The organism is Achromobacter insuavis, assembly GCF_902859645.1.
In the GTDB taxonomy this organism is placed as follows: domain Bacteria; phylum Pseudomonadota; class Gammaproteobacteria; order Burkholderiales; family Burkholderiaceae_B; genus Achromobacter; species Achromobacter insuavis.
Genome location: NZ_CADIJR010000055.1, coordinates 1 through 21926 on the forward strand (window position 1 = coordinate 1; position 21926 = coordinate 21926).

The following is a 21926-nucleotide window of genomic DNA, read 5'->3' on the forward strand; positions in this document are numbered from 1 at the left end:
CTATCGCCACGACGCGGGCTGTCATTGCGGGGGCCGTCGCCACGGCGCGGACTGTCGCCGCGGGGACCGTCGCCGCGGCGCGGATTGTCGCCGCGGGGGCCATCGCCGCGTTCACGGTCGTCCGGCCGGCGCGCGGCGCGGGCGGCGGCCTGGCGCTGCTGGTAGCCCTCGGGGTCCTTCTGGCGCTCGACGTTGTCCTTGGCGCGCTCGTTCTGGGCGACCAGGCGGGCACGGGCGCCGGTGCGCACGCGCTTGGGCGCGGCTTCGGCATGCGCGTCGCGCGCGGTCTTCTTGATCGTCAGCGTCTTGCGCGGGCGGTCCTGGTCATCAGCGGACATACGAATCCTGGCGAATGTGCAAAGGTAGGGGGGAATCAGAAGGGTTTGACGACGACCAGCGCCACCACCACCAAGAGCAGCAAGACGGGAACTTCGTTGAACCAGCGATAGAACTTGTGCGAACGGGTGTTCTTGCCCTGTTCGAATTTTCGCAGCATGACGCCACAGGCGTGATGGTAGCCGATGACGAGCAGGACGAAAAAGAGCTTGGCGTGCATCCAGCCGTTGCCGGGGCCGACGCCGATGCCGTAACCCAGGTACAGCCACATGCCTAGCGCCACGGCGACGACCGCCAGGATGGTGGTGAAGCGGTAGAGGCGGCGCGCCATGCCGAGCAGGGTGACCTGCACGGCCGAATCCGATTGCTGGGCCAGGTTCACGAAGATGCGGGGCAGGTAGAACAGGCCGGCGAACCAGGAGGCGATGAAGACGATGTGGAAGGTTTTTACCCAGAGCATGGACATGGTGGGGGCGGTCTCTGTTTTCTTGGGGAAGGGAGATTGTAATTGCTGGGGGGCTGGGGGTTCTTCGTAGGTCGCCCGTCGCGGCGGCGGTTTTGGGGGCGGGCGCCCACGATTGCGGTCCGGAGCGTTCGCTCCGGACTGCCCCTGCGTCATCCTCGTCCTCGCCTTCGGCGACTCCTTCGGATTCCCTCGGGCGCATCGAGGTTGCCCGCCCCCAAAACCGCCGCCGCGACGGGCTACGGAGTTCGAGAAATGATGCGCTGCCAGAGCGGTGGGGGGGCTGGAGAGGTTTGCGGGGCCCGTCAAGGCCGGCCGCGCGGGCGGCCGGTCTTGACTTACGCGGTGGTTTGCGTCGGGAGGGTGTTCGCTGCGCGGTGGTGTGGGGGGCTTGCTTGGCGCGCGGTGGCTTGCTGGGGAAAAGCGCGGCCCCGTCGGTTTTGTCGTGACGGGGCCTGTGGGGTGCTGCTTGTTGCTTCCGATCCGCGCTTGTCGCCTCAGATCACATACAGGTCGACGTACTCGTGGACCGGCATGGCTTCCAGCTTTTTCTGGTCCAGCGACGCGTCCAGGATGCGGGACTGTTGGCGGGCGGGGAAGATGCGGGCGAGGTTGGTGCGGAACTTGGCTTCGAGCAGGGGGATGCCGTCGGCGCGGCGGCGTTTGTGGCCGATGGGGTATTCGCAGACGACTTCGTCGAGCTGGGTGCCGTCGGTGAACCTGACGGTGAGGGCGTTGGCGATGGAGCGCTTGTCGGGGTCGTGGTAGTCGCGGGTGTAGGCCGGGTCCTCGACGCAGGTGATCTTGTCGCGCAGGGCGTCGATGCGCGGGTCGGCGGCGACGTCGTCCTCGTAGTCGGCGGCGGTGAGGCGGCCGAACAGGAGCGGGACGGCGACCATGTACTGGATGCAGTGGTCGCGGTCGGCGGGGTTGTTCAGCGGGCCCTTCTTGTCGATGATGCGGATGCACGCCTCGTGGGTGCGGATGGTGATGCTGGCGATGTCGTCGGTGGACTTGCCCAGGGACTTGAGGCGGTCATGGAGCTGCATGGCGCACTCGACCGCGGTCTGCGAGTGGAACTCGGCCGGGAACGAGATCTTGAACAGCACGTTTTCCATGACGTAGCTGCCGTAGGGGCGCTGGAACCTGAACGGCTGGCCCTTGAACAGCACGTCGTAGAAGCCCCAGGTCTTGGCCGACAGCACCGAGGGGTAGCCCATCTCGCCGGTGCGGGCGATCAGCGCCAGGCGCACGGCGCGGCTGGTGGCGTCGCCGGCGGCCCAGCTCTTGCGGCTGCCGGTGTTGGGGGCGTGGCGATAGGTGCGCAGGCTCTGGCCGTCGACCCAGGCCAGCGAGACGGCGTTGATGACTTCGTCGCGGGTGAGGCCCAGCATCTGCGCCACCACGGCGGTGGATGCCACCTTGACCAGCACCACGTGGTCCAGGCCGACCTTGTTGAAGGAGTTTTCCAGCGCGATGCAGCCCTGGATCTCGTGCGCCTTGATCATGCCGGTCAGCACGGCGCGCATGGTCAGCGGCGGCTTGCCGGCGGCGACGGCGGTGCGCGACAGCCAGTCGGCGGTGGCGAGGATGCCGCCCAGGTTGTCGGACGGGTGGCCCCATTCGGCGGCCAGCCAGGTGTCGTTGAAATCGAGCCAGCGGATCATCGCGCCGATGTTGAACGCGGCCTGCACGGGGTCCAGCTGGAATTGGGTGCCGGGCACCTTGGCGCCGTGCGGGACGACGGTGCCGGGGACGACGGGGCCCAGCAGCTTGCGGCACGCCGGATATTCCAGCGCTTCCAGGCCGCAGCCGAGGGTGTCGATCAGGCAGTTGCGAGCGGTCTCGTAGGCCAGGCCGCTCTGGATTTCATAGTTCAGTACGTAGTCGGCGATATCGACCAGGACCTGGTCGGGCTCGGGACGGACGTTGGAGATCGGGGCAGACATTTGGTACCTCTCCTGAGTGTTTACAGGCGGCACTGGGCCCGCGCGGCGCGGGGAATGGCGTCGGCAGGCCCATGTCGTCGTCTTACTTGCGCTTGTCGATCGGCACGAACTTCTGATCTTCCGGACCGACGTAGTTGGCGGTCGGGCGGATGATCTTGTTGTCGACGCGCTGCTCGATGATGTGGGCCGACCAGCCCGCCGTGCGCGCGATCACGAACAGCGGAGTGAACATGGCGGTGGGCACGCCCATCATGTGGTAGCTGACGGCCGAGAACCAGTCCAGGTTGGGGAACATCTTCTTGATGTCCCACATGACCGTCTCAAGGCGTTCGGCGATGTCGAACATCTTGGTGCTGCCGGCCTTCTTGGACAGCTTCTTGGCCACTTCCTTGATGACCTTGTTGCGCGGGTCGGACACGGTGTAGACCGGGTGGCCGAAGCCGATGATGACTTCCTTGGCCTCGACGCGGCGGCGGATGTCGGCCTCGGCTTCGTCGGGCGTCTCGTAGCGCTTCTGCACGTCGAAGGCGACCTCGTTGGCGCCGCCGTGCTTGGGGCCGCGCAGCGCGCCGATGGCGCCGGTGATGGCCGAGAACATGTCCGACCCGGTGCCGGCGATGACGCGGGCGGTGAAGGTCGAGGCGTTGAACTCGTGCTCGGCGTACAGGTTCAGCGAGATGTGCATCGCCTTGACCCACTCGTCGCTGGGCTTCTCGCCATGCAGCAGGTGCAGGAAGTGGCCGCCGATGCTGTCATCGTCGGTCTGCACGTCGATCACGCGGCCGTTGTGGCTGTAGTGGTACCAGTAGAGCAGGGCCGAGCCCAGGTTGGCCATCAGGCGGTCGGCGATGTCGCGCGCGCCGGGCAGGTTGTGGTCGTCCTTCTCGGGCAGCACGCAGCCGAGCACCGAGACGGCCGTGCGCATCACGTCCATCGGGTGGCTGGCGGCGGGCAGCGCTTCGAGCGCGTCCTGCAGTTGCACCGGCAGGCCGCGCAGCGAGCGCAGCTTTTCCTTGTAGGCCTTCAGTTCGGCCTTGTTGGGCAGCTTGCCGTGCACCAGCAGGTGGGCGATTTCCTCGAACTCGCTGGTATGGGCGATGTCCAGGATGTCGTAGCCGCGGTAGTGCAGGTCATTGCCGCTGCGGCCGACCGTACACAGCGCGGTGTTGCCGGCGACCACGCCGGACAGCGCGACCGATTTCTTGGGCTTGAAGCCGGCCTTTTCTTCGGGCTTGGCATCCGGGGTGGCGTCCGTCTTGGCTGCTTGCTTCTTGGGAGCCGTGCTCATGTCTCTACTCCTTTCCTTTCGCGGTGGTCGATGCAATGCAATGCAATGGGGGAAGCGTGGCGCCGCGGGTTCGCCGTGGCGCCGGATACGGTGGCAAGCGCTCAGGCCTTGCCCTTCTGGAACAGGGCGTCCAGGCGCGATTCGAATTCGTGGTAGCCGATGCGGTCGTACAGTTCCTCGCGCGTCTGCATCAGGTCGACCACGTTCTTCTGGTGGCCGTCGCGGCGGATCGCGGTGTAGACGGCCTCGGCGGCCTTGTTCATGGCGCGGAAGGCCGACAGCGGGTAGAGCACCATGCCCACGCCCACGCTCTTGAGCTCTTCCACCGAGAACAGCGGCGTCTTGCCGAATTCGGTGATGTTGGCCAGCACCGGCACGTTGACGGCCTTGACGAAGCGGTCGTAGGTCGGCAGGTCGTAGGCGGCTTCGGCGAAGATGGCGTCGGCGCCGGCTTCGACGCAGGCCAGGGCGCGCTCGATGGCGGCGTCCACGCCGTGCGAGGCGATGGCGTCGGTGCGCGCGATCAGGTAGAAGTCGCTGTCGGTGCGGGCGTCGGCCGCGGCCTTGACGCGGTCGGCCATTTCCTCGGTGCTGACGATTTCCTTGCCCGGACGGTGGCCGCAGCGCTTGGCGCCGACCTGGTCCTCGATGTGGCAGGCGGCGGCGCCGAACTTGATCAGGCTCTTGACGGTGCGGGCGATGTTGAACGCCGACGGACCGAAGCCGGTGTCGATGTCGACCAGCAGCGGCACGTCGCAGACGTCGGTGATGCGGCGCACGTCTGTCAGCACGTCGTCCATGGTGTTGATGCCCAGGTCGGGCAGGCCCAGCGAACCCGCCGCCACGCCGCCGCCCGAGAGATAGATGGCGCGGTAGCCGGCGCGCTTGGCCAGCAGGGCGTGGTTGGCGTTGATGGCGCCGATGATCTGCAGCGGGCTTTCTTCGGCGAGCGCGCGGCGGAACTGGGCGCCGGCGGATTCGGGTCTGGACATGAGGGGTCTCCGTTATAGAGGGCCGGGTGTCGTGACGTTGCCCCGGCTGGGATGGCTGGGTCTGCGGGCCCGCGGCGAGTGTGGCCGTGCCGGATCGGGTTCCGGCGCCTGGCCACGACCTTACCGCGGTCGCGGAACGTAAATCTGTCCCCTTCGCGACAATTCATTGCGCGGGCGCAAAGAGACAGGTTTGCGTTCCGCGGATGGCGCCTCTGTCGATGCGCCGTCCGCTTGCGAATTGGGCCCGCGTCAACGGGCCCAATTCTGCTTGATGACTGCTTACTTCAGCAGGTCCTTGACGCCGTCGCGCTCTTCGAGGAGCTCTTTCAGCGTGAAGTCCAGGCGCTCACGCGAGAAGGCGTCGATTTCCAGGCCTTCGACGCGCTTGTATTCGCCGTTTTCGGTCGTGACCGGCACGCCGTAGATGATGCCTTCGGGGATGCCGTAGGAGCCATCCGACGGGATGCCCATGGTGACCCACTTGCCGTTGCTGCCCAGGACCCAGTCACGCACGTGGTCGATGGCGGCGTTGGCGGCCGAGGCGGCCGACGACAGGCCACGGGCCTCGATGATGGCGGCGCCGCGCTTGCCCACGGTGGGGATGAACGTGTCGCGGTTCCAGGCGTCGTCGTTGATCAGCTTGGACAGCGATTCGCCGCCGACGGTGGCGAAGCGGAAGTCGGGGTACATGGTGGGCGAGTGGTTGCCCCACACGACCAGCTTCTCGATGTCGGCCACGGCCTTGCCCGACTTGGCGGCCAGTTGCGACAGGGCGCGGTTGTGGTCCAGGCGCAGCATGGCGGTGAAGTTCTTGGCCGGCAGGTCCGGCGCCGACTTCATGGCGATGTAGGCGTTGGTGTTGGCCGGGTTGCCGACCACCAGGACCTTGACGTTGCGGCTGGCGACGTCGTTCAGGGCCTTGCCCTGCGCCGTGAAGATCTGGGCGTTGACCGACAGCAGGTCCTTGCGTTCCATGCCGGGGCCGCGCGGGCGGGCGCCGACCAGCAGGGCCACGTCCGCGTCCTTGAACGCCGTGCGCGGATCGCTGTGGGCGGTGACTTCCTGCAGCAGCGGAAAGGCGCAGTCATCCAGTTCCATGATGACGCCCTTCAGGGCCTTTTGCGCTTTCTCGTCGGGGATTTCGAGCAGTTGCAGAATGACGGGCTGATCTTTGCCCAGCATTTCGCCGGAGGCGATGCGGAACAGCAGGGCGTAACCGATTTGGCCGGCGGCGCCGGTGACGGCGACACGCAAGGCAGGCTTAGACATGGACGTTCTCCGTAATGGTGTGGCGAGAAAAAAATCTCACCAATCAGTGTAATCCGTTGAGCGGCGAAGGCCCTCCGCGCGCGAGGGGCGGACAGGTTGCCGGACAGACAGAAATCCTAGAACTAATTTACGGGTGCGTCAATTGATCTTATATCTTATATAAGACATAAGACGTTGGACAGCGCCGCCCCCGATATGCCACAATAGAGCGTTTGTTCGAATGCGCCGCAGCACCGCCGGCTGCGCGCCTGTATCAGGCCAGAACACCGGCAACGCAGCAGCGCATGCGAATGGAAACCGCATCGTTTGCGCTGCCTTTCCATTCTCCGGATGAACATGACACTTCCAAGACGATCCATGGCAGACCCCCGGCCCGAAACTCCCCTACGCACACGCGCCGCCCGTCCGACGGGCGAGGGGGCCGCTTTCAGTCCGCTGTACCGCCAGATCAAGGACCTGCTCGTGCAGAGCCTGGACCGCGGCGAATGGAAGCCCGGCGAACTCATCCCCAGCGAAATCGATCTGGCCGCCCGTTTCCAGGTGAGCCAGGGCACGGTGCGCAAGGCGGTCGATGAGCTGGCCGCCGAACACTTGCTGCTGCGTCGCCAGGGCAAGGGCACCTTCGTCGCCACCCACCATGAAGCCCGCGTGCGCTACCGTTTCCTGCGCCTGGCCCCCGATGAAGAGGGCGAGGCCGTGCGGGCGGAAAGCCGCATCCTCGAGTGCCGCCGCCTGCGCGCGCCGGCCGAGATCGCGCGCGCGCTCGACCTGCGCGCCGGCGAAACCGTGATCTCGATCCGCCGGCTGCTGTGCATGGGGCAGGTGCCCACCGTGCTGGACGACATCTGGCTGCCCGGGTCGATCTTCCGCGGCCTCACCCAGGAGCTGCTGACCGCCAACAAGGCGCCGCTCTATGGCCTGTTTGAATCCGAGTTCGGCGTGAGCATGGTGCGCGCGGACGAAAAGCTGCGCGCCGTGGCGGCGCCGGCCGAAGTCTGTACGCTGCTTAATGTTGCCGCCGGCGCGCCGTTGTTGCAGGTGGATCGCGTGTCGTACACGTATGGTGACCGCCCCATGGAAATTCGGCGGGGCTTGTACTTGACCGATCGCTACCACTACCGCAATAGTCTGAATTGATGAGCTTTTTATCTACGATTTGATACCAACCCGATCTCTGGGCGAAAATACCGTGTTTGCCCGCAAGGGCCACGGCATTAGCGCCGTCACGATTCCCTAGTTCCGAAACACCGAGGCCGTCATGTCCGACACCGCTGCCAAGCCACGTCCGCAGTTTCGCAATATTGGGCTTGCCCAAGTTGCGTTCTCCTATCGCCTGCCCCTGGCCGGCAAGCTGTCCATCCTGCACCGCATCAGCGGCATATTGCTGTTCCTCTGTTTGCCCTTGGTCATCGTTCCGCTGTTCGCAGCGAGCGTGGCCGCGCCGCAGTCGTTCGCATGGATCGCTTCCATCGCGGCCAACCCGATCGTCAAGCTTGTCTTCCTGGTCCTGATCTGGGGCTACCTGCACCACTTCTGTGCTGGCATCCGCTACCTGCTGCTGGACCTGCACCTGGGTATCGACAAGCTGTCGGCCAAGAAAAGCGCCGGCGTGGTCTTCGGTGTCAGCCTGGCGCTGACGCTGGTGTTCGGTCTCAAACTGTTCGGAGTGCTGTAAATGGCCGCCGCTAAAAACTACGGACCCAAGCGCCTGGTCGTCGGCGCCCATTACGGCGTCATGGACTTCATCATCCAGCGCATCACCGCCGTCATCATGGCCGTGTACACGCTGGTGCTGCTCATCGGCATCCTGACGATGCCCGCCTTCACGTACGAACACTGGGTCAAGCTGTTCAATTTCTACGTGGGCTTCATTCCGGTTGGCCAGATCCTGGCCTCCCTTGCCTTCTTTGCGTTGGCCTGGCATGCCTGGATTGGCGTGCGCGACATCTGGATGGACTACGTCAAGCCGGTGGGCCTGCGCCTGCTGCTGCAAGTGCTGACGATCCTCTGGTTGATCGGTACGGTCGTTTACTTCGCGCAAATCCTCTGGAGCATCTAAGCCGTGGTCTCTGTCCTGAAATCCTTGCCGCGCCGCCAGTTTGATGTGGTGGTCGTTGGCGCCGGCGGAGCCGGCATGCGTTGTTCGCTGCAACTGTCCCAAGCGGGCCTGTCCGTTGCAGTGCTGTCCAAGGTGTTCCCCACGCGTTCGCACACCGTGGCCGCGCAAGGCGGCGTGAGCGCCTCGCTGGGCAACATGAGCGAAGACAACTGGTACTGGCACATGTACGACACCGTCAAGGGTTCGGACTGGCTGGGCGACCAGGACGCCATCGAATTCATGTGCCGCGAAGCCCCGAACGCCGTGTACGAGCTCGAGCACTTCGGCATGCCGTTCGACCGCAACCCCGATGGCACCATCTACCAGCGTCCGTTCGGCGGCCACACCGCCAACTTCGGTGAAAAGCCGGTCCAGCGCGCCTGTGCCGCTGCCGACCGCACCGGTCACGCGCTGCTGCACACCCTGTACCAGCGCAACGTTGCCGCCCGCACCCAGTTCTTCGTCGAATGGATGGCGCTGGACCTGCTGCGCAACGAAGCTGGCGACGTCGTGGGCGTGACCGCCCTCGAAATGGAAACCGGCGAGATCTACATCCTGGAAGCCAAGACCACGGTGCTGGCCACCGGCGGCGCCGGCCGTATCTGGGCCGCTTCCACCAACGCCTTCATCAACACCGGTGACGGCCTGGGCATGGCCGCCCGCGCGGGCATCCCGCTGCAGGACATGGAATTCTGGCAATTCCACCCGACCGGCGTGGCCGGCGCCGGCGTGCTGATCACCGAAGGCGTGCGCGGCGAAGGCGGCATCCTGCTGAACAAGGATGGCGAACGCTTCATGGAGCGCTACGCGCCCACGCTGAAGGATCTGGCTCCGCGTGACTTCGTGTCGCGCTCGATGGACCAGGAAATCAAGGAAGGCCGCGGTTGCGGTCCGGACGGCAGCTACGTGGTGCTCAAGCTCGATCACCTCGGCGCCGACGTCATCAACAAGCGCCTGCCCTCGATCCGCGAAATCGCCATCAAGTTCGGCAACGTCGACCCGATCAAGGAACCGATCCCCGTCGTTCCGACCATCCACTACCAGATGGGCGGCATCCCGGCCAACTACCACGGCCAGGTGCTGACGCGCGAAAACGGCGAGAACAAGATCGTCAACGGCCTGTACGCCATCGGCGAATGCGCCGCGGTGTCGGTGCACGGCGCCAACCGCCTGGGCACCAACTCGCTGCTGGACCTGATCGTGTTCGGCCGCGCCACCGGCAACCACATCGTCAATTCGCATCCGGAACGCCAGCACGCGCACCAGCCCGTGCCGCAGCAGGCCGTCGAATTCTCGCTGGATCGCGTCAACAAGCTGGAATCGCGCACCTCGGGCGAGAAGACCCAGGACATCGGCAACGCCATCCGCTTCTCGATGCAGCGCCACTGCGGCGTGTTCCGCACGCTGGAGCTGCTGAACGAAGGCGTGACCCAGATCGAAGACCTGGCCAAGCAAGCCGACAACATCTACTTCAAGGACAAGTCCAAGGTGTTCAACACCGCGCGCGTCGAGGCGCTGGAACTGGCCAACATGACCGAAGTGGCCCGCGCCACGATCAAGTCGGCCGCCAACCGCACCGAAAGCCGCGGCGCCCATGCGCTGGACGACCACCCGACCCGCGACGACGAGAACTGGCTCAAGCACACCCTGTGGTACTCCGAAGGCAGCCGCCTGGATTACAAGCCTGTGCAGATGAAGCCGCTGACGGTCGAGTCCTTCCCGCCCAAGGCGCGTACCTTCTAAGTCCGGATAGAGCCTACTATGAGCACCAAGAGAATCGTCAAGTTCGAAATCTACCGCTACGATCCGGACAAGGACGAGCGCCCGTACATGCAGAAGCTGGAAGTCGAACTCCAGCCCACCGACAAGATGCTGCTCGATGCGCTGGTGCGCATCAAGAACGACGTCGATGACAGCCTGGCCCTGCGCCGCTCGTGCCGTGAAGGCGTGTGCGGTTCGGACGCCATGAACATCAACGGCAAGAACGGCCTGGCCTGCACGACGAACCTGCGCGAGCTGAAGGAACCGATCGTGCTGCGCCCGCTGCCGGGCCTGCCCGTGATCCGCGACCTGATCGTGGACATGACGCACTTCTTCAACCAGTACCACTCGATCCGCCCGTACCTCATCAACGACACGCCGCCGCCCGAGAAAGAGCGCCTGCAGTCGCCCGAGGCGCGCGAAGAGCTGGACGGCCTGTACGAGTGCATCCTGTGCGCGTGCTGTTCCACTTCCTGCCCGTCCTTCTGGTGGAATCCGGACAAGTTCGTCGGCCCCGCCGGCCTGCTGCAAGCCTACCGCTTCATCGCCGACAGCCGCGACGAAGCCACCGGCGAGCGTCTGGACAACCTGGAAGACCCGTACCGCCTGTTCCGTTGCCATACCATCATGAACTGCGTCGACGTCTGTCCCAAGGGGCTGAACCCGACCAAGGCCATTGGCAAGATCAAGGAACTGATGGTCCGTCGGACGGTCTAGTAGTTTGGTGTATTTAAGGTGTAATGATGAGCAGGCTTACTGAACTGGAACGGGCGCGTCTGCGTTGGCGGGCGCGCCGGGGCCTGCTCGAAAACGACTTGATCATCACCCGGTATCTCGACGCCCACGAAGCCGAGCTTACCGACGATGACGTGACGGCATTGACGCAGCTCTTCGAGTTGGGAGACAACGATCTTCTCGACCTGCTGCTGGCCCGCAAGGAACTCGAGGGCGAACTCGACACGCCCCGACTCCGCGGCATCATCGGCCAGATGCGGTCGCTCTGATTAATTGAGAGGAAAAAACATGAACCTGTCTGACAAAAAAGCCACTCTGTCCTTCTCGGACGGCAGCGCACCCATTGAGTTCCCTGTTTACAAGGGTACGGTCGGTCCGGATGTGATCGACATCCGCAAGCTGTACGGCCAGACGGGCATGTTCACGTTTGACCCCGGCTTCATGTCGACCGCCGCCTGCGAATCGGGCATCACCTACATCGACGGCGACAAGGGCGAGCTGCTGTACCGCGGCTACCCGATCGAGCAACTGGCCGTCAATTGCGACTTCATGGACATCTGCTACCTGATCCTGAACGGCGAACTGCCGAACCAGGAACAGAAGGCCGACTTCGATTCGCAAGTGACCCATCACACGATGGTCAACGAACAGCTGCACTTCTTCCTGCGCGGCTTCCGTCGCGACGCCCACCCGATGGCCGTCCTGACGGGCCTGGTGGGCGCGCTGTCGGCGTTCTACCACGACTCGACCGACATCACGAACCCGCAACACCGTCACATCTCGGCCATCCGCCTGATCGCCAAGATGCCGACGCTGGTCGCGATGGCGTACAAGTACTCGCAAGGCCAACCGTTCATCTACCCGCAGAACGACCTGTCCTACACGGGCAACTTCCTGCGCATGATGTTCGCCACGCCGTGCGAAGACTACAAGGTCAACGAAGTCGTCGAGCGCGCGCTCGACCGCATCTTCATCCTGCACGCCGACCACGAGCAGAACGCCTCGACCTCCACGGTCCGCCTGTGCGGTTCGTCGGGCACCAATCCGTTCGCCGCCATTTCGGCCGGCGTGGCTTGCCTGTGGGGCCCGGCTCACGGCGGCGCCAACGAAGCTTGCCTGCAGATGCTGGAAGAGCTGCAAGCCAACGGCGGCATCGCCAAGGTCGGCGAGTTCATGGAGAAGGTCAAGGACAAGAACTCGGGCGTGCGCCTGATGGGCTTTGGCCACCGCGTCTACAAGAACTACGACCCGCGCGCCAAGCTGATGCAGGAAACGTGCAAGGAAGTGCTCTCGGCCCTGGGCCTGGAAAACGACCCGCTGTTCAAGCTGGCCATGGAACTGGAACGCATCGCCCTGTCGGATCCTTACTTCGTGCAGCGCAAGCTGTACCCGAACGTGGACTTCTACTCGGGTATCGTCCAGCGCGCCATCGGCATCCCGACCTCGCTGTTCACGGCCATCTTCGCGCTGGCCCGCACGGTGGGCTGGATCGCCCAGTGGAACGAAATGCTGTCGGATCCCGATTACAAGATCGGCCGTCCGCGCCAGCTGTTCACCGGTTCGGTCACGCGCGACGTGCCCCCGATGGACAAGCGTTGATACGCTGCCTGGCTTGAACAAGAAACCGCCTTCGGGCGGTTTTTTGTTGCCCGCTCGCGCCGCCGTCGAGCGCGCCGTCGCGGCCGGGCGCTTTGGCGTTTATCATCCTTGCCATGATTCCGATAGCACTGCCCTCCGCGGGCTTCTATATCTTCGTTTCCCTGGGCTTCCTGGCGGGGCTTATCCTGCTTGGCTGGGCGCTGGTGCTGGTCGCCAGCGGCGGCGCGCGCCGCACGGTGCGCAAGTACTGGAAGACCTCCAGCCTGCTGTTCGTGGTGCTGGCGGTTCCCTTTGCCTTCTATGCCTGGGTCCAGGCGGTGATCTGGCAGGTGGAGCGCGAAGGCGATCGCGCCGAGGCCGCCCGCAATGTCACCCTCGCGGCGACGACCACGGTGGGCGGCATTGCCATGCCGGCCGGCACGCGCCTGAAGCTGCAGGACGAGGGGCAACTGGAGACCTACGTCGAGGCCGAGTTCCCGCGGCCGGTGGCCATGTACGGCGTGCAGGCGTCGAGCGCGCGGCGCTATCTGGACGCCGAGTACGACAGCGAGACCTACGCGCTGCGCGGCCGGCATCCGCGCACCGTCCTGCTGCGGGGCGCCGGCAGCCAGGCGGTGCAGGGCTGGCAGTGCGACGCCACCCAGGACATCGAGTTCGACGTGATGCAGGATGGCGCCATGAAGGCGCTGAACACGTGCGTGCTGGGCCCGGGCAACCGGGTCGATGCGCTCGATCTTGCGCCCGGCTCCATCGTGTATGGATCGGGCGGCACCGTCTATACCGATGGCTCGCGCGACCCGGACCAATGGCGCATCGAGGTCAAGGATCCGGTGGCGGTCAAGGTGTTCGGATTGCCGTTGAGCGAGCCCCGGCTCTACCTCGATGGCGAGCGGCGCCTGCTGCGTGTCAGCGATGCCGAATTGGCCTGCCCGACGACCTTTGGCGGCGTCCGCTACGCCGCCGGCACGCAGGTCCAGACCATGCGGCGCGGCCGCGGCGATGGCCGCGAGCCGTTCCCGGGCGTGCTGGTGCTGAGTCCGTGGAATGGCGACGTCGCCAGGCGCGACGGCCAGGCCGACGTGCCCGAGGGCATGTCGGTGAGGCAGACGCTGTCGGGCGAGGTCATCGACGTGGTCAAGAACGACGCCGTGGGCGTGTTCCACTTCGCCACCATCATCGTGGGCGACGACGCGCCCCAGCCGACCCGCGCGCGCTGTCCCTGAGCCGGGCGGGCCGCGCGGGTCGCGGCGCGCGTTACGCGCCGATGCCGCGCGCCATCAGCACGGCGAACAGCGGCAGGAAGATGAACAGGTGCGATTCGATCATCACCCAGCGGCGCGCGCGCTTGATCTGCGCGGCGTCCGGCACGAAGGCGGGCTGCTGGCGCGCCTGTTTCGCCCAGCGCAGGAAGGCCAGCGTGGGCGGGGCCGAACAGAGGCCGATGATGACGAACAGCGTGACCTTGGCGTGGAACCACGGGTTGCCCATGTAGAACGCGGCGCCCTTGACGCCCAGGGTCAGGCGCAGCACGCCGGTGACCAGCACCAGGATCGCGCTGAGCAGATAGAGGCGGTCATAGACCACCAGGCGCTTGAGCGTGGCCGGCGTCAGGTCGGGGCGCAGCAGCACCGCTTCGGCGGTCAGCACCACCACCAGCACGAAGATGGCCAGGAAGTGAAACCAGGCCAGGAAGGCGTCGAGCAACATAGGGTCGGGCTCCGGTAGGGAAGGGGTCGAGGGGAGTCTCTGCCCCGTTTTTACCATTCGCCCGTCGCCACGCACTATCGCGCCATCAAGCCGCACAAAAAAAGGACGCCCCGTGGGGCGTCCCTTGCGTGCCGATCAACGCAATGCGATCAACGGCGCTTCTTGGCGGCCTCGGCGGCTTCCTGCTGCGCATCGACCACGGCCAGGGCGGTCATGTTGACGATGCGGCGCACGGTGGCGCTGGTCGTCAGGATGTGCACCGGACGCGCGGCGCCCAGCAGGATCGGGCCCATCGCGACGCCATTGCTGCCGGTCATCTTCAGCATGTTGTACGTGATGTTGCCGGTGTCCAGCGTCGGCATGACCAGCAGGTTGGCCGGACCCTTCAGGGTGCTGTCCGGGTAGGCCTGCACGCGGATCTTTTCCGACAGGGCGGCGTCGGCGTGCATTTCGCCGTCCACTTCCAGGTCGGGCGCGCGGTCCTGCACCAGCTGGCGCGCGGCGGCCATCTTGCGCGACGATTCCGTGACGCGGCTGCCGAAGTTCGAGTGCGACAGCAGGGCGATCTTGGGCACCACGCCGAAACGCAGCATCTCGTCGGCGGCCTGGATGGTGATGTTGGCGACTTCCTCGGCCGACGGGTTCTCGTTGACGTGGGTGTCGGTGACGAACAGCGTCTGGTCGGGCAGCATCAGCACGTTCAGGGCGGCGTAGGTCTGGCCTTCCTTCCTGCCGATGATCTCGTCGATGTACTTGAGCTGGTTGTCGTACTTGCTGGCCACGCCGCACAGCAGCGCGTCGGCGTCGCCACGGCGCAGCAGCATCGCGCCGATCAGCGTGTTGTGCTTGCGGATCATCGCCTTGGCGATGGCCGGGGTCACGCCCTCGCGGCCCTTGAGCTGGTAGTACGCGTTCCAGGTTTCGTTGAAGCGGCTGTCGTCTTCGGGATCGACGATCTCGAAGTGCTGGCCGGCGACCAGGCGCAGGCCGAACTTCTTGATGCGCATCTCGATCACGGACGGGCGGCCGATCAGGATCGGGAACGCCAGCTTTTCGTCGGCCACGGTCTGCACCGCGCGCAGCACGCGCTCGTCTTCGCCGTCGGCGTAGATGACGCGCTTGGGCGCCTTCTTGGCCTGGGCGAACAGCGGGCGCATCAGCTGGCCCGAGTGGTAGACGAAGCCCATCAGCTTCTGGCGGTAGGCCTCGATGTCCTCGATCGGACGGGCGGCCACGCCGGAGTCGGCGGCGGCCTGGGCCACGGCCGGGGCGATCTGGACGATCAGGCGCGGGTCGAACGGCTTCGGGATGATGTAGTCGGGACCGAACGACAGTTCCTGGCCGGCGTAGGCGCGGGCCACTTCGTCGTTCTGTTCGGCTTCCGCCAGTTCGGCGATGGCCTTGACGCACGCCAGCTTCATTTCCTCGGTGATGCGCGAGGCGCCGGCATCCATGGCGCCGCGGAAGATGAAGGGGAAGCACAGCACGTTGTTGACCTGGTTCGGGTAGTCCGAACGGCCGGTGGCGATGATGCAGTCGGGGCGGGCGGCCTTGGCGATTTCCGGGCGGATTTCCGGTTCCGGGTTGGCCAGCGCCAGGATCAGCGGACGGTCGGCCATGGTCTTGACCATGTCGGCGGTCAGCACGCCGGCGGTCGAGCAGCCCAGGAACACGTCGGCGCCGTTGACCACGTCGGCCAGCGTGCGCGCGTCGGTCTTCTGCGCGTAGCGCTTCTTGTTGGCTTCCATGTTTTCATCGCGGCCTTCCCAGATCACGCCGCGCGAATCCACCACGTAGATGTTCTCGCGCTTGACGCCCAGGTGCACCAGCAGGTCCAGGCAGGCGATGGCGGCGGCGCCGGCGCCCGAGCAGGCCAGCTTGACCGTGCCGATGTCCTTGCCCACGACCTTCAGGCCGTTCAGGATGGCGGCCGACGAGATGATGGCGGTGCCGTGCTGGTCATCGTGGAAGACGGGGATCTTCATGCGCTCGCGCAGCTTCTTCTCGATGTAGAAGCACTCGGGCGCCTTGATGTCCTCGAGGTTGACGCCGCCGAGCGTGGGCTCGAGCGCGGCGATGATGTCGACCAGCTTGTCGGGGTCGTTCTCGGCCAGTTCGATGTCGAACACGTCGATGCCGGCGAACTTCTTGAACAGGCAGCCCTTGCCTTCCATGACCGGCTTGGCGGCCAGCGGACCGATGTTGCCCAGGCCCAGCACGGCGGTGCCGTTGGTGATCACGCCCACCAGGTTGCCGCGCGAGGTGTACTTGGAGGCGGCGTCGTCGCCCTGGTCGAAGATGGCCATGCACGCGGCGGCCACGCCGGGCGAGTACGCCAGCGACAGGTCGTCCTGGTTGGCGAGGGTCTTGGTCGGGGTGACCGAGATTTTGCCGGGGGTGGGATAGGCGTGGTAATCCAACGCCAGCTTGGTGAGGGTTTCGTCCATGGGATATAGCCTTTTCGGCGCTAACTGTAGGTAAAAAACGGAAAGCAAAAAGCGGGCTCGCGGCCCGCCGTATTCTTTGGGAAATGCTTAGGGAACACCCGTATTTCAACAGAAAGCGGCGCGAATTGGTTGCTGCACCGCAGCGATCGTCCGATTTTGATCAAGCCGGCGCACTTTCGCGCCTCCGGCACGCAAAAGGAAAAAGCCCCGGCGTTCGGGGCTTTTTCCTTTGCTTTCAGCGCGTTATTGCGCCCAGGGTGGCGTGGCGCGGGTCTTGGCCCCGAGTTTCTGGCGCAGCGTGTCGGCCTGCGCCTGCAGGCCCAGGCTGTCCAGCGCGTGCAGCACGATCCAGTCGGCGCTGACTTCGAAGAAGTCGCGCAGGCGGGCGCGGGTGTCGCTGCGGCCGAAGCCGTCGGTGCCCAGCGTGCGGTAGGGCGCGGGCACCCAGGCGCGGATCTGTTCGGGCACGGCGCGCACGTAGTCGGTCGCGGCCACCACCGGCGCGTCGCTGCCGCCGAGGCAGGCGCGCACCCAGTCCGCGTCCGGCGCGGTGGCCAGGCCGAGCGCGCGGGCGCGTTCGGCCTCGCGGCCGTCGCGCGCCAGTTCGGAGAAGCTGGTCACGCTCCAGACCTCGGCATCCACGTCGTATTCCGCGTGCAGCCGCTCGGCGGCCATTTCCGCTTCGCGCAGCATGGGGCCGGCGCCCAGCAGGCGCACCGCGGCCTGCTGGCGCGCCGGGCGCAGGCGGTACATGCCGCGCAGGATGCCTTCGGCCGCCGCGCCGTCCTGCGGCAGGTCGGGCTGCGCCAGGTTCTCGTTGGTGACGGTCAGGTAGAAGAACTCGTCGCGCTGCTCGTCCAGCATGCGGCGCATGCCGTACTCGACGATGACCGCGACTTCGTAGGCGTAGGCCGGATCGTAGGCGCGGCAGTTGGGCACGGCCGCCGCCATGATGTGGCTGGAGCCGTCCTGGTGCTGCAGGCCTTCGCCGCCCAGCGTGGTGCGGCCGGACGTGGCGCCGATGAGAAAGCCGCGCGTGCGCTGGTCGGCCGCGGCCCAGATCAGGTCGCCGATGCGCTGGAAGCCGAACATCGAGTAATAGATATAGAAGGGCAGCATCGGCAGGCCATTGACCGAGTAGCTGGTGCCGGCCGCCGTCCACGAGGAGATCGCGCCGGCCTCGGTGATGCCTTCTTCCAGGATCTGGCCGTCGCGCGCCTCGCGGTAGTACAGCACCGAGCCGATGTCTTCGGGTTCGTACAGCTGGCCCTGCGCCGAGTAGATGCCGATCTGGCGGAACAGGTTGGCCATGCCGAAGGTGCGCGCTTCGTCGGCCACGATCGGCACGATGCGCGGGCCGACCTGCGGGTCCTTCAGCAGCGCTGTCAGCATGCGCACGATGGCCATGGTGGACGACATTTCCTTGCCGTCGGCGCTGAGCGCGAAGCGCGCCCATTGCTCGACCGCCGGCGGCGCCAGGCGCGGCGCCTGCGTCTGGCGGCGCGGAATGTGGCCGCCGAGCGCGGCGCGGCGCGCCTGCAGGTGGCGCAGCTCGGCGCTGTCTTCGGCGGGGCGGTAGAACTTGAGCGCCAGACAGTCGGCGTCGGAAATCGGCAGCGCGAAGCGGTCGCGGAACGCCAGCAGCGCCTCGTCGTCCAGCTTCTTCTGCTGGTGGGTGGTCATCTTGCCCTGGCCGGCCGTGCCCATGCCGAAGCCCTTCTTGGTCTGCGCCAGGATCACGGTGGGCTGGCCGCGATGATGCGCGGCGCGGTGGTACGCGGCATGGATCTTGACCATGTCGTGGCCGCCGCGGTGCAGGCGGTCGATGGCTTCGTCGGTCCAGTCGGCCACCAGCGCCGCCAGTTCGGGATTCTGGTTGAAGAAGTGCGCGCGGTTGAAGGCGCCGTCGTTGGCGGCGAAGGTCTGGAACTGGCCGTCCACCGTGTTGGCGAAGGCGCGCGCCAGGGCGCCGTTGGTGTCACGGCGCAGCAGGGCGTCCCAGTCGCTGCCCCAGACCAGCTTGATGACGTTCCAGCCGGCGCCGGCGTACAGCGTTTCCAGCTCGTCGATGATGCGGCCGTTGCCGCGCACCGGGCCGTCCAGGCGCTGCAGGTTGCAGTTGACCACGAACACCAGGTTGTCGAGTTTCTCGCGCGCGGCCAGGGTCAGCGCGGCGATCGATTCGGGCTCGTCCATCTCGCCGTCGCCGAAGATGCCCCAGACCTTGCGGTCGGCGCCCGGCACCAGCGAGCGGTGCTCCAGGTAGCGCATGAAGCGCGCCTGGTAGATCGCGTTGATGGGGCCAATGCCCATCGAGCCGGTCGGGAACTGCCAGAAATCCGGCATCAGCCACGGATGCGGGTACGACGACAGGCCGCGCAGGCCGCGCGCGGTGGCGGTGATTTCCTGGCGGAAGTGGGCCAGGTCGTCGTCGCTGAGGAAACCCTCCAGGTAGGCGCGGGCGTAGACGCCGGGCGCCGAGTGCGGCTGCATGTAGACCAGGTCGCCCGGGCCGTCGGCGCCGGCGGCGCGGAAGAAATGGTTGAAGCCGACTTCGAACAGGTCGGCGGCCGAGGCGTAGCTGGCGATGTGTCCGCCCAGCTCGCCATGGGCCTGGTTGGCGCGCACCACCATGGCCAGCGCGTTCCAGCGGTTGATGCGGGCAATGCGTTCCTCGACCGCCAGGTTGCCGGGGAAGGGCGGCTCCTGGTCGGCGGGAATGGTGTTCAGGTAGGCGGTGCGCGTCTGGCTGTTGGCGCGCAGCCCCAGCGTGGCGGCATGCCCCAGCAGGTTGTCCAGCACATAGCCCGCCCGGTCGGCGCCCGAGGCCTCGACCAGGGACTGCAGGCCGTCGCGCCATTCGGCGGTTTCGGCGGGATCGGCGTCATGCCGGGGGTCTGTCCCGGCGGGGGAATGGCTGGCGTCGCACATGATGGTTTTGTCTCCTTGTAAGCGCCATGCTAGTCCTGTCCCTGGGGCATGGGTAATCAAAATGCCAGGAGGAAATCCAGGTTTTCAGCATAATCGTTTGCCGATTTCAGGGTGGGCGGCAGGATCTGCCGCCAAGGGCCGCTTACCGGTGGTGACCACCTGCTGGACGCCGAGGCGCTAGAATTCGCGCTTCAGAAAAAACAAACCGGCAACCAACAGGGCGTAAACGCCCTGAAGGCCGTGGCCGTCCCGCTCCCGCGGCGGGTCGACCCCGGCCAGTAAAGGGAGACTTCAATGACTCAACCCACCACCGTCCCGGCAGAGGTCACGCTACCGGAACTGACGTTCCGCGGCGTGCTGCTGGGCGCGGTCATCACCATCATCTTCACCGCCTCCAATGTGTTCCTGGGGCTCAAGGTCGGCCTGACCTTCTCCTCGGCGATCCCGGCGGCGGTTATTTCCATGTCGGTGTTGCGGCTGTTCAAGGACGCCAACATCCTCGAGAACAACATGGTGCAGACGCAGGCCTCGGCGGCCGGCACGCTGTCCTCCATCATCTTCATCCTGCCGGCCCTGGTCATGATGGGCCACTGGCAGGGCTTTCCGTTCTGGCAGACCCTGGGCATCTGCGCGGCCGGCGGCATGCTGGGCGTGATGTTCACGATTCCGCTGCGCCATGTGATGGTGGTGCAGAGCGACCTGCCGTATCCGGAAGGCGTGGCCGCGGCCGAGATCCTGCGGGTTGGCAGCGCCGAGCGCGCCCAGGAAGCGGCCGAAGAGGCGGGCCGAGCGCCGGCCAAGCCGGCCGCCACCGGCATGGGCGACATCGTCAGCGGCGGCGTGGTCGCGGCGGCGGTCAGCTTCGCCGCCAGCGGCCTGCGGGTGCTGGGCGAAGGCGTCAGCGGCTGGTTCGCGCTGGGCGGCGCGGTGTTCCGGCTGCCGATGGGTTTTTCGCTGGCGCTGCTCGGCGCCGGCTACCTGATCGGCATCGTGGCCGGCCTGGCCATGCTGACCGGGCTGGTGATCTCGTGGGGCATCGCGGTGCCGATCCTGACCTCGATGGCCGAGATGCCCGCCGGCATGACGCTGGCCAAGTTCGCCACCGGGCTGTGGTCGTCGCAGGTGCGTTTCATCGGCGCCGGCGTGATCGGCGTGGGCGCCATCTGGACGCTGGCGACGCTGTTCGTGCCGATGGCGCGCGGCGTCAAGGCCTCGTTCTCGGCGCTGACAAAGGCTGGCGCGGCGCGCGCCGGCAAGGCCCCGCGCACCGAGCGCGACCTGTCTGCCGGCTGGATCTCGGTGGTCACGCTGGTGCTGGTGGCGGTGCTGGTGATCACCTTCCAGGTGTTCCTGGCGGGCGCGCCGCTGTCGGCCGCGGCCATCTGGAAGCTGGTGGCCTACGCGGTGCTGTTCGCCTTCGTGTTCGGCTTCCTGGTGGCGGCCGCCTGCGGCTACATGGCCGGCCTGGTGGGGTCGTCGACCAGCCCGATCTCGGGCGTGGGCATCGTCGCCATCGTGCTGGTGTCGTTGCTGATGCTGGCCCTGGGCGGCGAATTGCTGGCGGTGCAGAACGGCGTGCAGATGACGATCGCGCTGGCCATCTTCAGCACGTCGGCGGTGGTGGCCGTGGCGTCGATCTCGAACGACAACCTGCAGGACCTGAAGACCGGCTGGCTGGTGGGCGCGACGCCCTGGCGCCAGCAGGTGGCGCTGCTGATTGGCTGCGTGGTCGGCGCGGCGGTGATCTCGCCGGTGCTGGAGCTGCTGTACAACGCCTACGGCTTTGCCGACGCCATGCCGCGCGAAGGCATGGATCCGGCGCAGGCGCTGTCGGCGCCGCAGGCCACGCTGATGCTGGCGATCGCGCGCGGCATTTTCACGCACCAGCTGAACTGGACCATGATCCTGATCGGCATGGCGGTGGGCGTCGGCCTGATCGTGCTGGACGAGATCCTCAAGCGCACCTGCAAGGTGGCGCGCATCCCGGTGCTGGCGGTGGGCATCGGCATCTACCTGCCGCCGACCGTGGCGGCGCCGATCGTGGCCGGCGCGCTGCTGGCCTGGCTGCTGGAGCGGGCGCTGCGCCGCCGCGCCGCGGCCGCCGGCAAGGACTACGAGTCGTTCGCCGAGGCCGCCAACCGGCGCGGCGTGCTGATCGCCTCCGGCCTGATCGTGGGCGAGAGCCTGGTGGGCGTGGTGATGGCGGCCATCATCGGCGCCGCCGGCACCGATGCGCCGCTGGCGATCGCGGGCGAGGAGTTCGCGCGCACCGCCTCTTTCCTGGGGCTGGCGGTATTCGCGCTGGTGGCGGTGCTGTTCTGGCGCCGGGTGATGCGGCTGGCGTAGCGCCG

General features: G+C 66.3%; 17 protein-coding genes and 1 pseudogene. 9 read left to right on the forward strand and 9 right to left on the reverse strand.

From position 1 onward, the window contains the following. The 6 genes and pseudogenes from H0523_RS32340 to H0523_RS22800 all read right to left on the reverse strand — a co-directional run. A pseudogene (locus H0523_RS32340) lies at positions 1-338 on the reverse strand (DNA methyltransferase); the annotation flags it as partial. 35 nt (positions 339-373) lie between these two features. Beyond that, positions 374-802: a CopD family protein gene (locus H0523_RS22780; RefSeq protein ID WP_006384749.1), complete on the reverse strand. Its 429-nt coding sequence runs from the start codon at positions 800-802 to the stop codon at positions 374-376. Between the two features lie 494 nt (positions 803-1296). Beyond that, positions 1297-2748, reverse strand: a complete 1452-nt coding sequence (locus H0523_RS22785; protein ID WP_054429538.1) for a bifunctional 2-methylcitrate dehydratase/aconitate hydratase — start codon at positions 2746-2748, stop codon at positions 1297-1299. 82 nt (positions 2749-2830) lie between these two features. Further along, positions 2831-4036, reverse strand: coding sequence for a bifunctional 2-methylcitrate synthase/citrate synthase (prpC, locus tag H0523_RS22790; RefSeq protein ID WP_054429537.1), 1206 nt, complete (start codon positions 4034-4036; stop codon positions 2831-2833). Positions 4037-4137: 101 nt separating this feature from the next. Beyond that, the gene (gene prpB / locus H0523_RS22795; RefSeq protein WP_054429536.1) at positions 4138-5028 is read right to left on the reverse strand and encodes a methylisocitrate lyase; all 891 of its coding nucleotides are present in this window, start codon (positions 5026-5028) and stop codon (positions 4138-4140) included. Positions 5029-5307: 279 nt separating this feature from the next. Next, entirely contained in the window at positions 5308-6297 is a 990-nt protein-coding gene (locus tag H0523_RS22800; protein WP_054429535.1) for a malate dehydrogenase, read from the reverse strand. A 357-nt stretch (positions 6298-6654) separates the two neighbouring features. Here H0523_RS22800 and H0523_RS22805 point away from each other — a divergent pair, with 357 nt between their 5' ends. From H0523_RS22805 to H0523_RS22840, 8 genes are all read left to right on the forward strand, one after another. Then, positions 6655-7434: a GntR family transcriptional regulator gene (locus H0523_RS22805; RefSeq protein WP_035360087.1), complete on the forward strand. Its 780-nt coding sequence runs from the start codon at positions 6655-6657 to the stop codon at positions 7432-7434. Positions 7435-7555: 121 nt separating this feature from the next. After that, positions 7556-7972 carry a succinate dehydrogenase, cytochrome b556 subunit gene (gene sdhC, locus H0523_RS22810; RefSeq protein WP_006393551.1) on the forward strand — a complete coding sequence of 139 codons (417 nt, stop codon included), beginning with the start codon at positions 7556-7558 and terminating at the stop codon, positions 7970-7972. Beyond that, a complete protein-coding gene (gene sdhD, locus H0523_RS22815; protein ID WP_006393552.1) occupies positions 7973-8356 on the forward strand; it encodes a succinate dehydrogenase, hydrophobic membrane anchor protein in 384 nt (127 codons plus the stop codon). It abuts the gene before it with no gap. Positions 8357-8359: 3 nt separating this feature from the next. Then, entirely contained in the window at positions 8360-10138 is a 1779-nt protein-coding gene (sdhA, locus tag H0523_RS22820; protein WP_054429534.1) for a succinate dehydrogenase flavoprotein subunit, read from the forward strand. A gap of 18 nt (positions 10139-10156) precedes the next feature. Next, a complete protein-coding gene (locus H0523_RS22825) occupies positions 10157-10873 on the forward strand; it encodes a succinate dehydrogenase iron-sulfur subunit (protein ID WP_006389365.1) in 717 nt (238 codons plus the stop codon). Between the two features lie 26 nt (positions 10874-10899). Beyond that, positions 10900-11160 carry a succinate dehydrogenase assembly factor 2 gene (locus tag H0523_RS22830; protein ID WP_054429697.1) on the forward strand — a complete coding sequence of 87 codons (261 nt, stop codon included), beginning with the start codon at positions 10900-10902 and terminating at the stop codon, positions 11158-11160. Between the two features lie 19 nt (positions 11161-11179). Then, positions 11180-12490, forward strand: a complete 1311-nt coding sequence (locus H0523_RS22835) for a citrate synthase (protein WP_006393556.1) — start codon at positions 11180-11182, stop codon at positions 12488-12490. Between the two features lie 113 nt (positions 12491-12603). Continuing rightward, positions 12604-13713 carry a hypothetical protein gene (locus tag H0523_RS22840; RefSeq protein ID WP_054429533.1) on the forward strand — a complete coding sequence of 370 codons (1110 nt, stop codon included), beginning with the start codon at positions 12604-12606 and terminating at the stop codon, positions 13711-13713. A 31-nt stretch (positions 13714-13744) separates the two neighbouring features. Here H0523_RS22840 and H0523_RS22845 read toward each other — a convergent pair whose 3' ends face one another. The 3 genes from H0523_RS22845 to mdeB form a co-directional block, all read right to left on the reverse strand. Continuing rightward, the gene (locus H0523_RS22845; RefSeq protein WP_054429532.1) at positions 13745-14197 is read right to left on the reverse strand and encodes a DUF2214 family protein; all 453 of its coding nucleotides are present in this window, start codon (positions 14195-14197) and stop codon (positions 13745-13747) included. A 149-nt stretch (positions 14198-14346) separates the two neighbouring features. Next, positions 14347-16644, reverse strand: coding sequence for an NADP-dependent malic enzyme (locus H0523_RS22850; RefSeq protein WP_054429531.1), 2298 nt, complete (start codon positions 16642-16644; stop codon positions 14347-14349). Between the two features lie 243 nt (positions 16645-16887). Further along, positions 16888-19575, reverse strand: coding sequence for an alpha-ketoglutarate dehydrogenase (gene mdeB, locus H0523_RS22855; RefSeq protein WP_054429530.1), 2688 nt, complete (start codon positions 19573-19575; stop codon positions 16888-16890). Positions 19576-19869: 294 nt separating this feature from the next. Between mdeB and H0523_RS22860 the strand changes: the two genes are divergently transcribed. Further along, on the forward strand, positions 19870-21921 hold the full coding sequence (locus H0523_RS22860) for an OPT family oligopeptide transporter (protein WP_054429529.1): 2052 nt from the start codon (positions 19870-19872) through the stop codon (positions 21919-21921). Positions 21922-21926 lie beyond the last annotated feature (5 nt).

Excerpts from the sequence above, each read along its gene's own strand:
- H0523_RS22780 (WP_006384749.1), bottom strand. The coding sequence starts at position 802 with ATGTCCATGCTCTGGGTAAAAACCTTCCACATCGTCTTCATCGCCTCC.
- H0523_RS22785 (WP_054429538.1), bottom strand. The coding sequence starts at position 2,748 with ATGTCTGCCCCGATCTCCAACGTCCGTCCCGAGCCCGACCAGGTCCTG.
- prpC (WP_054429537.1), bottom strand. The coding sequence starts at position 4,036 with ATGAGCACGGCTCCCAAGAAGCAAGCAGCCAAGACGGACGCCACCCCG.
- prpB (WP_054429536.1), bottom strand. The coding sequence starts at position 5,028 with ATGTCCAGACCCGAATCCGCCGGCGCCCAGTTCCGCCGCGCGCTCGCC.
- H0523_RS22800 (WP_054429535.1), bottom strand. The coding sequence starts at position 6,297 with ATGTCTAAGCCTGCCTTGCGTGTCGCCGTCACCGGCGCCGCCGGCCAA.
- H0523_RS22805 (WP_035360087.1), top strand. The coding sequence starts at position 6,655 with ATGGCAGACCCCCGGCCCGAAACTCCCCTACGCACACGCGCCGCCCGT.
- sdhC (WP_006393551.1), top strand. The coding sequence starts at position 7,556 with ATGTCCGACACCGCTGCCAAGCCACGTCCGCAGTTTCGCAATATTGGG.
- sdhD (WP_006393552.1), top strand. The coding sequence starts at position 7,973 with ATGGCCGCCGCTAAAAACTACGGACCCAAGCGCCTGGTCGTCGGCGCC.
- H0523_RS22825 (WP_006389365.1), top strand. The coding sequence starts at position 10,157 with ATGAGCACCAAGAGAATCGTCAAGTTCGAAATCTACCGCTACGATCCG.
- H0523_RS22830 (WP_054429697.1), top strand. The coding sequence starts at position 10,900 with ATGAGCAGGCTTACTGAACTGGAACGGGCGCGTCTGCGTTGGCGGGCG.
- H0523_RS22835 (WP_006393556.1), top strand. The coding sequence starts at position 11,180 with ATGAACCTGTCTGACAAAAAAGCCACTCTGTCCTTCTCGGACGGCAGC.
- H0523_RS22840 (WP_054429533.1), top strand. The coding sequence starts at position 12,604 with ATGATTCCGATAGCACTGCCCTCCGCGGGCTTCTATATCTTCGTTTCC.
- H0523_RS22845 (WP_054429532.1), bottom strand. The coding sequence starts at position 14,197 with ATGTTGCTCGACGCCTTCCTGGCCTGGTTTCACTTCCTGGCCATCTTC.
- H0523_RS22850 (WP_054429531.1), bottom strand. The coding sequence starts at position 16,644 with ATGGACGAAACCCTCACCAAGCTGGCGTTGGATTACCACGCCTATCCC.
- mdeB (WP_054429530.1), bottom strand. The coding sequence starts at position 19,575 with ATGTGCGACGCCAGCCATTCCCCCGCCGGGACAGACCCCCGGCATGAC.
- H0523_RS22860 (WP_054429529.1), top strand. The coding sequence starts at position 19,870 with ATGACTCAACCCACCACCGTCCCGGCAGAGGTCACGCTACCGGAACTG.